The sequence below is a fragment of the Providencia sp. PROV040 genome, assembly GCF_032706145.1.
Taxonomy (GTDB): domain Bacteria; phylum Pseudomonadota; class Gammaproteobacteria; order Enterobacterales; family Enterobacteriaceae; genus Providencia; species Providencia hangzhouensis.
In genome coordinates this window covers 4741017-4753759 of the sequence record NZ_CP120530.1, presented here as the reverse complement: position 1 = coordinate 4753759, position 12743 = coordinate 4741017, and the positions used below count along the sequence as shown (strand labels likewise).

General features: G+C 40.6%; 13 protein-coding genes. 6 read left to right on the top strand and 7 right to left on the bottom strand.

Features of this window, described 5'->3' with window-relative positions; translation table 11 throughout:
* Positions 1–41 precede the first annotated feature (41 nt).
* Positions 42–746, top strand: a complete 705-nt coding sequence (locus P3L40_RS22260; protein ID WP_136135266.1) for a lipopolysaccharide core heptose(II) kinase RfaY — start codon at positions 42–44, stop codon at positions 744–746.
* Between the two features lie 67 nt (positions 747–813).
* On the opposite strand, the gene thiM is transcribed toward P3L40_RS22260, so the two are convergent.
* Entirely contained in the window at positions 814–1584 is a 771-nt protein-coding gene (gene thiM, locus P3L40_RS22255; RefSeq protein ID WP_210852781.1) for a hydroxyethylthiazole kinase, read from the bottom strand.
* Between the two features lie 77 nt (positions 1585–1661).
* Positions 1662–2864, bottom strand: a complete 1203-nt coding sequence (locus P3L40_RS22250) for an ROK family protein (protein WP_036959170.1) — start codon at positions 2862–2864, stop codon at positions 1662–1664.
* 189 nt (positions 2865–3053) lie between these two features.
* On the opposite strand from P3L40_RS22250, the gene P3L40_RS22245 reads away from it, so the two are divergent.
* The 3 genes from P3L40_RS22245 (at position 3054) to P3L40_RS22235 (ending at position 6109) form a co-directional block, all read left to right on the top strand.
* A complete protein-coding gene (locus P3L40_RS22245; protein WP_094962905.1) occupies positions 3054–3872 on the top strand; it encodes a purine-nucleoside phosphorylase in 819 nt (272 codons plus the stop codon).
* A 66-nt stretch (positions 3873–3938) separates the two neighbouring features.
* On the top strand, positions 3939–4856 hold the full coding sequence (locus tag P3L40_RS22240; RefSeq protein ID WP_036959168.1) for a DMT family transporter: 918 nt from the start codon (positions 3939–3941) through the stop codon (positions 4854–4856).
* Positions 4853–6109: a nucleoside permease gene (locus P3L40_RS22235; RefSeq protein WP_004906171.1), complete on the top strand. Its 1257-nt coding sequence runs from the start codon at positions 4853–4855 to the stop codon at positions 6107–6109. Before P3L40_RS22240 ends, P3L40_RS22235 begins: the two co-directional genes overlap by 4 nt.
* Before the next feature lie 77 nt (positions 6110–6186).
* Here the strand turns inward: P3L40_RS22235 and P3L40_RS22230 are convergent, their stop codons facing one another.
* The 5 genes from P3L40_RS22230 to P3L40_RS22210 form a co-directional block, all read right to left on the bottom strand.
* Complete coding sequence (locus P3L40_RS22230; RefSeq protein WP_004906170.1) at positions 6187–6810, bottom strand: GntR family transcriptional regulator; 624 nt, start codon at positions 6808–6810, stop codon at positions 6187–6189.
* Positions 6811–6971: 161 nt separating this feature from the next.
* A complete protein-coding gene (locus P3L40_RS22225; protein ID WP_136135264.1) occupies positions 6972–7763 on the bottom strand; it encodes a carbon-nitrogen hydrolase family protein in 792 nt (263 codons plus the stop codon).
* A gap of 9 nt (positions 7764–7772) precedes the next feature.
* Complete coding sequence (locus P3L40_RS22220; RefSeq protein ID WP_112308435.1) at positions 7773–8420, bottom strand: RraA family protein; 648 nt, start codon at positions 8418–8420, stop codon at positions 7773–7775.
* A gap of 48 nt (positions 8421–8468) precedes the next feature.
* Complete coding sequence (locus P3L40_RS22215; protein WP_004906166.1) at positions 8469–9779, bottom strand: MFS transporter; 1311 nt, start codon at positions 9777–9779, stop codon at positions 8469–8471.
* Between the two features lie 498 nt (positions 9780–10277).
* Positions 10278–11141 (bottom strand): YicC/YloC family endoribonuclease, encoded by an 864-nt coding sequence (locus tag P3L40_RS22210; RefSeq protein WP_036959080.1) that lies wholly within the window; start codon positions 11139–11141, stop codon positions 10278–10280.
* Positions 11142–11264: 123 nt separating this feature from the next.
* Between P3L40_RS22210 and rph the strand changes: the two genes are divergently transcribed.
* Both rph and pyrE read left to right on the top strand, forming a co-directional pair.
* Positions 11265–11978 carry a ribonuclease PH gene (gene rph, locus P3L40_RS22205; RefSeq protein ID WP_004265108.1) on the top strand — a complete coding sequence of 238 codons (714 nt, stop codon included), beginning with the start codon at positions 11265–11267 and terminating at the stop codon, positions 11976–11978.
* A gap of 111 nt (positions 11979–12089) precedes the next feature.
* On the top strand, positions 12090–12734 hold the full coding sequence (gene pyrE, locus P3L40_RS22200) for an orotate phosphoribosyltransferase (protein ID WP_004265110.1): 645 nt from the start codon (positions 12090–12092) through the stop codon (positions 12732–12734).
* Positions 12735–12743: the final 9 nt, after the last annotated feature.

Genomic DNA, 12743 nt, shown 5'->3' with positions numbered 1-12743 from the left:
TGCTAGCATCCGTCAATTGATTAAAAATTGGCTATTTTGTTATGCAGAAAATAATAAAAAAACAAAGAGACGGTTTTATCACCTTTCAAAAAGAAGGTGAGATAGATTTTTGGCAAATTGTTAATGATTATATTGATGGCAAGATCGCGGGTAAGAATTTAAGTAGCGGAAATATTGAAAGAAGTGTTGCTCGTATTCATGTAAATGGACAGAGTTATATTATTAAATGCGAAAAAGAACGCGATAAGCGTATTGAAAAACGGCTGATGCGTATTATTTCTGGCCCTTTTTATTCACGTTTATTGAAACGTTTAGTAACCGCACAAAATAACGGTTGTACCGTAACGAATGATATTTACTTTGTCGCAGAAAAAATGGTGGGTCGTGAGTCAGTAGAAACATGGATTATTGCGGAGTATGTGGAAGGAACTGTTTTATCTGAAGTTGATGATATCAAGCCTTATTATGCAGAGATGAAAGCCATTATCAACCAATTGCATTGGTATGGTTTATCTTCTAATGATATCCATGCAGGGAACTTTGTTATAACCAAGGAAGGACTTAAGGTTATTGATTTATCAGATTATGGTAATTTTGCTATTTGCAAAGCAAATGATTTAATTGCATTACAGCGTTTTTACGGTATCGAACCCGATAGCAAAAATTTTGTTTATCGCTTTATTCGTTTTAGAGATAACTTTCGTCATTGGTCAAGAAAGATAAGAGGGAAGAAAACTCGGCTCTAGTTCGCTATGCCAAGTTTTCATTACCACAAAACTACCGAAAAAAACAAAGTTATCGATCACAACAAAACTATTGATAAAGCGCATCTAAAAATTCAGGGATAAAACTGCCCGTCCCATGGCAACGCTGGGTTGCGGTTTCTCCAGCTTGTTTCATGATAGCGCAAGCAGCGGCAACATTTTTTAGCCTATCACCAGGTAGAGCGCAACATGCAGCAACCACCGCGGAAAGAGCGCATCCCGTACCGACCACACGAGTCATTAAAATATGGCCGCCAGTAACTGCAAAGGTGCGTATTCCATCAGTGATGTAATCCACTTCCCCGCTTATCGCAACAATTGTCTTAGCTTGTCTCGCTAATAATTGTGCTGCGGGAAGAGCGTCATCAGTGGTGTTAAGGGAATCAACGCCTCTGCCGCCAGCACTGCTTCCTACCAATGCCATAATTTCAGAGGCATTACCGCGAATAGCGGCAGGCTTGAGAGTCAGCAATTCATGGCAAAAATGGGTGCGAAAGCTAAGCGCACCTGCGGCAACAGGGTCAAGTACCCAAGGTTTTTTCGCTTGATTCGCACTGTTAACCGCACATTTCATTGCATGTCGGCGCTCAGTGGTTAATGTGCCTACATTAATCAGCAAGCCATGTGCGATAGCGGCAAACTGCTCCGCTTCTTCGGGTTCAATGACCATGGCGGGAGAGCAGCCGAGCGCTAACAGGACATTGGCAGTGAAGGTCTGAACAACATCGTTTGTCATGCAATGAACAAGAGGGGATTGAGAAGTAATCTGTTGTAGTACCAATGATTTTGTCGTGTTGCTGATGTGTTCAAATTCTAACATGATCCCCTCATTAATAGTGATAGAGCATAGGTTCGTTGATTTATTCTACACTCTATCTGTTTTAATGAAAGAACCACTTAATCAGCAAGGTATTTCTCCATGACCATTCCACCAGCGCCTTGAGCAACAATTTCGTATGAATCATTGGCGGGGTAAATACGTGTCTTAATATGAGGAAAAATAGAGAGTTTTTCTTCAATAGACTTTTTGGTCATCTCAAAAAAGTGATTTTTAGGTGTTAGGGTTCCGCCGCACACCACCACATCTGCTTGAGTCGTTAAAATCGCATTAGCGATGGCAATACCATAATAATAGGCTGCCTCGCCAAGTGCTTCGAGACACAGGGCATCGTCCAATGTGAGAGCTTGGAAAATAGTATGGTAGCTAATTTCAGACTCATTATTAACTAATTCATTGATTATTGAGCTTTTACCCAACCTGAGTTGCTGGATCACCCGTGACTTAATCGCAGACAGTGAACTATATTGCTTTAAACAGCCAAATGACCCGCATTCGCAGCGTTGACCATTAATATCAATTGTCGTATGACCAAAGGCTTGAGCGGTGCTAATGGGTGCTGGAGCGTATTGATTGTTGATGATGGTACAGCTGCGAATATCGGTATCACAGGTTGTAAATAAAAACCTTTGGCTATCAGAGGTATAGCGTAAACGATACTCAGCAAAAGCCGCAAAACTGATCCCACTTCCGAGTAATACGAAGCAAGGGACTTTACTGGATATATAGTCGTGAAGTTCTTTTATTCGTGAGTTATATTGATGATATGGCAGTTTATCGCGTTCTAATATATGGTCGATGGCGATGCCTATACCCAACAAACTTTTTACGTTAAGTCCATGTTCAGCTAATAAAATATCTAATTTATTGAGCAGATGATCCACCATATTTTCTGCGGTTTCTAGGTGCTCATATTTGACTTTTACCATCCCTAAAATATCCAACTTTAGGTTCTGTAAAACTATCGTCGAATATATATCACTCATTTCAATGCCAACTAGGTAGCCATCAGCGGCATTGATATTATAGAGGATAGGTTTGCGGCCACCGGTCGACTCTCCGAGCTCAGAAGTCGAAATTAAGTGATTTCTCCCCAGTTCGTCGAGTAACCGAGCACAAGTTGCTGGTTTCATGCTAGCCAGTGATGTCAACGTCTCTGCCCTAATGGGACCATGGTTTAAAATTAACCGGTAAAGCGTTTTGAGTTTTTGTGTTTTTGAATTTTTTGAGGTGCGAAATTCATTTAATAGTGTATGTAACAAGCGCCTCACTCCTTTTCATTCCGACTCTTGCGCTAAAGATTAGCAAATATACGCATAAGATTCTGCTTCATGTGACACATCATATCTAAATTCTTTTTCTTAAAATGAGATTAAGATCGCTGTTCTGTTTCTAAATTGCTTTATGATCGATTTTAACAATTTTTAGTCGATGTCAATTTGGAGACAACCATGCATCATACAAAAGATATTCTAGAAAGCTTAAGCTTTATTCAGTCTCGCACAGATATTAAACCAACAGTGGGCATTATTCTGGGTTCAGGATTAGGCCCGTTTGCGGACACATTAGAAAATGCAGTACATATTCCTTATAGCGAAATTCCACATTTTGCCAAATCTGAAGCCGTAGGGCATGCCAATGAATTGGTGATTGGCACCATCGCAGGTAAAAATGTGGTTGCGATGAAAGGCCGTTTCCACTACTACGAAGGCTTTACCCTCGACCAAGTCACTTTCCCTGTGCGTTTGATGAAAGCATTGGGCGTCGAAAAATTGATTATTACCAACGCCTGCGGTGCAGTAAATACCGATTTCAACCCAGGTGACCTGATGATTATTACCGATCATATTAATTTAACTGCAAATAACCCATTGATGGGGCCAAATAACCCTGAATTAGGGGTGCGTTTCTTGGATGTTAGTGAGGTGTATAACAAAGAATTACGCCAAACAATCAAGGATGTAGCGGCCGAGCAAGGTGTTTCTGTTCGTGAAGGTGTTTATGCATGGTGGACTGGTCCAACTTATGAAACACCTGCCGAAATTCGCATGATCAGAACCTTAGGCGCTGATGCTGTTGGTATGTCTACCGTACCAGAAGCTCTGGTCGCTCATCATTCACAAATTAAGACAGTGGGCATCTCCTGTTTAACTAATATGGCTTGCGGTATTTTAGAACAACCTCTTAGCCATGATGAAGTTATTGAAACTGCAGAGAAAGTTAAAGCCACCTTCTTGAAATTGGTAACGGGTGTGATCGCTCGCTTCTAGTTTTTAGGTTCTTTTTCTCAAAACAACATAAAGATGTTCATAACGCTAAATAAGGTGAATATTGAAATGAAATTTAAAGGTCTAATTTTAGTTTCTTTAGGCGCTTGCAGTTATGGCATTCTTTCAACACTTGTCGTGTTGGCCTACCGCGCAGGATATTCCTTGAATGATGTCATCGGTAGCCAAACGGTATTAGGTGCGATTTTACTGTGGTTTTTTGTTGCCGCAGGCGCATTAATTAAAAAAGTACGTCTAGTATGGCCAACACGACAACAAGGCCTATTAATGTTACTCACTGGGACGACAACAGGGCTAACCGGACTCTTGTATTATGCATCATTGCAATATTTGTCCCCGGCGCTTGGTGTCGTCTTATTTTTGCAATTTACATGGATGGGGGTTGCCATTAATGCGGTTGTCAGCCGCCAAGCTCCTCCCATAATGACCCTGGTATCGGTTGTGGTGATATTAATTGGGACAGTATTAGCGACAGGTTTATTAAATAGTTCAGGGATCGTATTTCACTGGCTTGGTGTGCTATTAGGACTATGTGCAGCATTATCGAATGCTATTCGTGTTTATGTCAGTGGTGCATTAGCGGTTAAAACAGATCCTATGATGCGTTCTGCAATTATGGTAACAGGGGGCGCAATTTTGACATCGATTGTCGTTCCTCCAACATTCTTATTGAGTGCATCAACGTTTCATTCTCTATTTTTCTCTTATGGCTTACCCCTAGCTTTCTTTGGTTCTTTCTTTGGTATGTGGATGTTTGCCAAAGGTACTCCACTGATCGGTACCAGTTTAGCGACCATTGTTAGCTCAATGCAGTTGCCCGTCACGATTTTATTATCTGTGACTGTATTGCAGTTACCTCTTGAGTTCATTCAGTTTGTTGGCGTTGCTGTCATCCTTATGGGTGTCGCCATTGCTGAGTTGAAAATAAAAACAAATAAATATAACTCCAAACGGAGCCTTGTATGAATATTAAATCCCGCTTGAAAATCATGCTTTTCCTGCAATATTTTGTTTGGGGAAGTTGGTTAGTTACACTCGGCTCCTACATGATGAAAACATTGAGTTTCTCAGGTGCAGAAGTCGGTATGGTGTATAGCTCAAAGGGTATTGCTGCCATTCTAATGCCCGGGCTTATCGGAATCATTGCAGATAAATATATTCCAGCAAATCGTTTATATATGATTTGTCATTTGATTGGGGCTGCCGCATTGTTTTATGCTGCAACAGTCACGAGTTCAACAGTGATGTTCTGGGTGATGTTAATTAATGCAATGGCCTTTATGCCAACTATTGCACTTTCAAATAGCATCAGTTATTCATCATTAAGCCAATATCAGCTCGATTCAGTGAGTAACTTCCCACCTATTCGTGTATTTGGTACGGTAGGTTTTATTGTTGCTATGTGGAGTATTAGCTTAATGAAATTTGAGCTAAGTAGTATGCAGCTTTATATTGCAGGTGGCTGTTCATTACTTTTAGCGCTTTATTCATTAACTTTGCCAAAAATTGATGTTAATAAAAAAGCGATTTCAAGTAGCTGGATCAGTAAGCTAGGTTTAGATGCTCTGGTGTTATTTAAAAAACCTATTATGGCGGTATTTTTCTTATTCGCTATGTTACTTGGTGCGGTTTTACAAATTACCAATACGTTTGGTAATCCATTCTTGCATGACTTCGGTCTGAATCCGTTATACCAAGATAGTTTGGTGGTTCAGTATCCATCGATATTATTATCGATCTCTCAGATGGCAGAAGTGTGCTTTATCTTAGCAATTCCATTTTTCTTGAAACGCTATGGCATTAAAACTGTCATGCTATTAAGCATGTTTGCGTGGACATTACGCTTTGGATTCTTTGCCTTTGGTGACCCATCAGCAATTGGCTTGATGTTCTTAATAATGTCGATGATCGTATATGGCTGTGCATTCGACTTCTTCAATATTTCAGGCTCTATTTTTATTGAAAGAGAAGTGGATACGCGTATGCGCGCGAGTGCTCAGGGCTTATTTATGACGATGGTTAATGGTGTTGGTGCCTATTTTGGTGCGATATTAAGTGGATTGGTTGTCGACTATTACACGGTGGATGGTATTAAAGATTGGCAAATGATCTGGTTAGTTTTTGCTTCTTATACTGTTGTATTAGCAATAATCTTCCAATTTACCTTCCATTATCATCACGATAAAGACGCCGCACTGAAAGAGGCTAAGTCTAGCTAAGATAAGTTGTTAGAAATAACATTTAATCTAAGGGAAAACCATCAATTTGGTTTTCTCTTTTTTTGTTGGTTTTAACACTAAACATAATTACGCTTGCCGCGCAATATATGCTCAGTTAGCGTTTCTTCCGCAAGGGTAAATTCTTTTGCTTTGAGTTGTTCAACTAATTGCTGATGTTGGCGTGTAGACTCATGATAATATTCATTGCGATAAATAGGGTCAGGTTGGAAATAGACTCGCTGGCGAATATTATCCGCTAAATCTAAGAAAACCGAGTTATCCAGTAATTCCAAGAAGAAACGGTGGAAGCGTTCATCTTCTTTTATCCAACCTTGATAGTCATTTTTCTTCAATAATTCATCTTGCCGCTCAATAATCGTCTTTAAGATAGAAAAATGTTCATCAGTTAAATATTCACGAACTAATTTAATTGCATGGGACTCAATTGCTAAGCGTAAATCATAATTATCTCTGGTTTCTTTTAACGATAGTTTCTGAATAAAAACACCTTTACGAGGGATAATTTTGACTAAGCCTTCATTTTGTAATTGATATAAGGCTTCACGAATTGGGGTACGACTCATACCGAGTTCCTCAACTAAGCTATTTTCAGAGGTGTAACTTTCCTCTCCAAATTGCTTGCTGAGAATTTTATGTTTAATTGCAGTATAGGCCTGTTGGCTTAGTGGTTTATCTTTCATCAGGATCTTGTGTTAACAATAGAAATTTTAGTGAGTATAGAAAGGAATAGATTGGTATACAAGTAATACACTAGTTTTATATTATTTAGGATGCTGTTAAATTTGGGTGGATAATTGAACTTAGCTTGTTGAATAAACCGGCATCCTTGCCAGTTTTTAGACTAATACAGCTCAGGGCGTCGGTTTTGCATACAAGGTAATTTTTCTCGTGTCTCTGCGGTATGCTGTGTTGATATTTCAGCAAAAAATAGTGTTTCATCGTAGCCAGCAGATGCGATAGTTACTCCAAGTGCATCACAAACAAGGCTGCGACCAATAAAAATATTACCCGTTTGGTCACATGCGCAGACAGGGATCGTGTTCTCCAAAGCACGTGCTTTAACTAATGTTTGGTAATGCTCCTCTTTTAGTGGCCCGCTAACCCATGCTGTGGGAACGAGTATAAGGTCAGCGCCAGCTAAGGTTAGTTTTCGAGCAACTTCTGGGAAACGCAGTTCATAACAGACTAAAACGCCAATTTTGCCAAATTCCGTTTCCACAGGTTTTAATTCATTATTACTTTGAATGATATTAAGGGATTCCTGATATGAAAAGGCATCGTACAGGTGGGTTTTTTGGTAGTGATAGATAAGCTCACCTTGGCGGTTCAACATAATTGTCGTGTTGAATGCTCTTTTCGGCTCATTCGGGGCACTTTCATAAATGCCACAGGTTACATAAATACCGTATTGTTGAGCGGCTTTTGCCAACTGAGAGACAAAAGGGCCATCAACAGCCTCTGCGACATCGGCATAGCTAATACCACTATCCGCTGGAACAAAAGCCATAAACATTTCCGGTAATAGGACGAGGTCGGCACCACCTTGAGCGGCTTTTTGTATAGCTTCGCATGCTTTTTTTAAATTTAGAGCTTTATCTGAGCTACTGGCTAGCTGAGCAATTGCAATCTTCATAGAGCCTCCTTATTCAAAAAATTTCGCAGCACCTGAAATTGCCGCTAATGTTTCACCGGCATCAATACGCTTTTTAACATCAATTTCAGCATGTTGGGCATTAAGGGCTCGTTGGCGATACTCTTGCAGAGTAACTTCATCTGCGACTAAAATGCCATCGCCATCTGCGATGATTAAGTTACCAGGATGGATCGTTACGCCATCTATGCTAACCGGCACATTAATTGCGCCTTCAATACCTAAAATTCGAGTTGTTAACGGACTCACTTTACGTGCATAAATAGGAACGCCAATCTCACGTAATGCTTTGATATCAGTGACACAACCATCAATGACAGCACCGGCAATTTTCTTTGCCCGTGCCATATAAGAAACCATTTCCCCCCAACAAGCACGATCATAATCCCCTGACATATCGATACAGACAACATCGCCTTCTTGCACAATGTCGAAAACCTTGTGTACGGCAGATGAGTCCATATGTGGAATACGAACAGTTACAGCATTACCAATAAATTGGCATTGTTCAATTTGTGGGCGTAATGTTTTGAGAAAACCGAAGTCAGTCATGTGTCCAATAGTTGACGGGCAAACATCACGGCAACTTTCGATAATTTCCGAGCTAAAACAGGCAACACGAGGATTTAATGTAAACATAGGGACACCTTTATTTATTGTATTGAACATAATGTATATGGGTGAAAATTAGTCAGGATTAACTGCCGCAGCTAATGGTTTATCTGGCTGAATGAAAAACCAGCAAACAATCGCTAAACTGATAGGTATCACATTGAAAAGTAAAGCGACGGTCCAGCCGAAATGCTGTGCAAGCCAGCCACATAGAATGGGGGAAATAACACCACCGAGATTACCCCATAAATTCATCCATCCACTGACAGAGCCTGCATATTGGCGGCCCTTATCTGCTGCAATTGCCCAAGAGGTCACAACTGGTAATCCTAGAGAACCGAGTGCAAGAGTTAGCCATGCAACACTCGCAATGGCACTTTCAGTTTGAGCAGCGCCGCAAATACCCACAATAAAGAGAATAAAACCGGTAATGGCGATATATCCCCTAGCGACTAACTGTGAGTACCCTTTGTTGAGTAACCAATCAGAAATTGAACCTGCAGTGAGTACCGCGATACAAATTGCTAGCCAAGGAAAACTGGCGGCAACGCCCATTTGGGTTAATGAGAAACCACGAGCCTCTTGTAAATAGGTGGGGAGCCAAATCATAAATAAGGTGGTCATGTAGGCGACAAAAAAATATTGGAAACCAACAGCCCAGAACGGACGTTCTTTCATAAATTTGCGCCAAGGGGCTTTAACATCAGCACCTCCTTGCTCACTAATTGTTCGGCCTCCTTGAATAAATACAATTTCACTTTGAGAAATTTTTGGATGTTGTTCAGGTTTATTTCTGGCAAAGAAATACCAGACCATACCGATAAGAATACCAATCACACCGAAGATATAAAAAACGGCATGCCACCCGAACGAAATCATAATAAATACGGTAAGGGTGGGGGCAATCACAGGCCCGAAATAGGAACCGGCAAGTAAGAAGCTAGCGGCTCGTGCCTTTTCATTTTGGCGAAACCACCATGTATTAAAGACGGCATTCGCAGGATAGAGCGGCGCTTCTCCAACACCAAATAGGAAGCGTACGATGCATAGCCAAATATAGGTAGGGGCAACGACCGTTAATATTGTGAATGCGGACCAAACGTAAAGGCTAATGGTTGCGATAAGCCTGCTACCAAACCGTTCTGCAAGTATTCCGCTTGGAATTTGGGCAAGTGCATAGCCAAGCGAAAATAACGCACCCAAAAAGCCAAATTGAACTTTGCTCATTCCTAAATCGGTCATCATATGTTCGGCAACAATGGAAATATTGGCGCGATCCATATATGCAATCAAACCGATAATAAAAAATATTGCTGCTAATCCCCAACGTAAACGCCCTGGTGAGTCTTTTGTTGCTGGTGTTACAACAGAATCATTATGTGACATAGAGTTACCTTTTTATTGGTTTGTCGAGGTAATCAACCTTATTGTATTTATATTGAATTCAACTTGTATACAAGATGGATGTTAATAAGCCGTTATTGTGGTGTCAAAGATCTGTTTTGTTATCTGTGATTGAACTCAAAACATTTGATTGATTTATGAGCGAGATCTTATTTTTGGAAAAAACAGGAAGAAAATAATATTTATGATTAAAAATCAAATGATTATGTATTTTTATGGAAATTGATTTAATCGTTTCTATTCATTATTTGGAAAGAAATAATGAATATCGTGGTAATAGTCTATTTTTCCCCGAATACTTCTTGGGTAAAAATTTTTTAATATCTTCGAAGGGTTGTTGTGGAATACAGGTTCAAAAATCGTGACAATTAGCACCTATTTCGAGTGAATTTGAGAATCTTTTCAAAGAAAAAAGCCAAACGATAAATAAGGTCACTTCATCGGTTGGCTTTTTTATGGATTAAAATCGTAACAGAGTGATTATTCGATGTTCTGAATCTGTTCTCTCATTTGTTCGATTAATACTTTGAGCTCAACTGCTGAAGTTGTGACTTCGCTATTAATTGATTTTGATGCTAACGTATTCGCTTCGCGGTTGAATTCTTGCATCATAAAGTCAAGACGGCGGCCAGTTGCCTCTTTTTTCTTCAAGATATTACGTGTTTCTTTAACGTGTGCTTCTAATCTATCCAATTCTTCTGCAACATCAACACGTTGAGCCAATAGAATAAGTTCCTGTTCCAAGCGGTTGTTATCCACTTGAATGTCAGCTTCTTCTAACTTGTTTTGTAAGCGTTCACGTTGCCATTGTAGAATTTCTGGCATGTGTTGACGTACTTTGGCGACCTCTGCTAGCACACCGTCAAGTCGCTGCTCAATAAGTGTATGTAAGGATGCCCCTTCAGCTTCACGGCTTTGGATAAAGGCATCAATCGCTTCATCTAACCCTGCCATTAGTTGTTCGCTAATTATGTCTAAATCTTGCTCGCCAGCTGACATCACTCCAGGCCAACGCAAAATTTCTAATGGGTTGATTTCACCTTCATGGCTGTAATTTTTAACCCAATTCGCAGCACTGATTAATTGTCGTGCTAATTGCTCATTTAGGATTAACTCGCCACGATTTGCGCCATCTAACTCAAAGCGTAGACTACATTCCACCTTTCCACGTGTTAAGCGAGAACGCAGGCGCTCGCGAATGACGGGCTCAAGACTTCTGAATTGCTCAGGTAAGCGAATATACGTTTCTAAATAACGTTGGTTCACGGAACGCAGCTCCCAGGCCGCATTCCCCCATTCACCCTTGATGTCCCGACGGGCAAAAGCGGTCATACTACGGATCATAATTCGTTCCCATTATCGTAAAGATTTAGGAGATTATAACGCTATGCAGGATGACAGGATAGGCATTATCGCTTGAACAACGTATAATGCGTCCCAATTTGAGTTGATAATGGAGATAACACCATGCGCCCAGCAGATAGACAAGCAGACCAAATGCGCCCGATTACCATCACGCGCAACTATACTAAGCATGCAGAAGGCTCTGTTCTTATTGAGTTTGGCGACACGAAGGTGTTATGTAATGCAACTGTTGAAGAAGGTGTTCCTCGTTTTTTAAAAGGGCAGGGGCAAGGTTGGGTTACAGCGGAGTATGGTATGTTACCGCGCGCAACAAATTCACGTAATCAACGTGAAGCTGCACGAGGAAAACAAACGGGTCGTACGATGGAAATCCAACGGTTAATCGCACGTTCTTTACGTGCTGCTGTTGACCTTAAAAAATTAGGTGAATACACCATTACTTTAGACTGTGATGTTATCCAAGCGGATGGCGGTACACGTACAGCAGCGATTTCTGGTGCCTGTGTAGCTCTAGTTGATGCACTGAACAATATGGTTGAGCAAGGTAAAATTGCAAAAAGTCCACTAAAATCAATGGTTGCAGCCGTTTCTGTCGGAATTGTAAATCAAGAAGCCCTATGTGACCTTGAATATGTTGAAGATTCTGCAGCTGAAACAGATATGAATGTTGTCATGATGGATGATGGCCGAATGATTGAAGTGCAGGGCACCGCAGAAGGCGAACCATTTAGTCATGAAGAGCTACTTGCTCTATTGGCATTAGCTAAAACAGGTTTAAATACCATTTTTGAAGCTCAGCGAGAAGCGCTGAAGTAAGTTAATCATTAATTAGGCGGCTAAATAGTCGCCTTTTTTATGTCTGCTGGTTCATCAACCAATTAGCAGCTTTGAATATAGATAAATAATCATCAACGAGGAGAATGACCAATGAAAGCCTATCAGCGCGATTTTATTGAACTTGCCATGAAAAAACAGGTACTTAAATTTGGTGAGTTTACGCTGAAATCAGGTCGTAAAAGCCCTTATTTTTTCAATGCGGGGTTATTTAATACAGGGCGTGATCTGGCACTTGTCGGTCGTTTTTATGCACAAGCATTACAAGATAGCGCAATTGAGTGTGATGTCATCTTTGGCCCTGCGTATAAAGGGATCCCTATCGCAACGACGACAGCGGTAGCACTTTCTGAACATCATGACATCGATATGCCATATTGCTTCAATCGCAAAGAAGCTAAAGACCATGGGGAAGGTGGCGTGTTAGTTGGGAGTCCTTTGAAAGGGCGTGTTGTGGTAGTTGATGATGTTATTACTGCAGGAACGGCAATTCGTGAGTCAATGGAAATTATTAAACAACAACAAGCGACGTTGAATGGTGTTTTGCTATGCCTTGATCGCCAAGAAAAAGGTAAAGGTGACATTTCAGCAGTGCAAGAGGTTGAGCGTGATTATGGCTGTAAAGTTTACTCAATTATTACCATGAGCGATTTAATCACTTACCTCTCTGAACAGGAAGGTATGCAGGAACATTTAGCGGCTATGAAGGCTTACCGCGAACAATACGGAATCGAGTAAAAAAAGCCC